This window comes from Archangium violaceum Cb vi76 (genome assembly GCF_000733295.1).
Lineage (GTDB): Bacteria > Myxococcota > Myxococcia > Myxococcales > Myxococcaceae > Archangium > Archangium violaceum.
Map to the genome: position 1 here is coordinate 1 of NZ_JPMI01000402.1, position 261 is coordinate 261.

The window sequence follows — 261 nt, forward strand, 5'->3', positions numbered from 1 at the left end:
AGGAGGAGCGGCGGCAGCGGGCCCGCGTGGAGGCCTCCCTGGCCGAGGTCCAGGCCGGGCTCGAGGCCGAGCGGCAGGGGAGTACGGGGCTCGTGTCCGAGCTGGCGCAGGTGCAGGCCGGGCTCGAGGTGGAGCAGCATCAGCGGACCCTGGTGGAGGAGTCCCTGGCGCAGGTGCGGACCGAGCTCAAGGCCGAGCGGCAGCGGGGCTCCGAGCTGGAGTCCGAGCTGGCCCTGGCCCGCGCGGGGCTCGAGTCCGCGT

1 pseudogene is annotated in these 261 nt (G+C 76.2%); it reads left to right on the forward strand.

What is annotated here, in order from left to right:
- A pseudogene (locus Q664_RS59800) lies at window positions 1-261 on the forward strand (hypothetical protein); the annotation flags it as partial.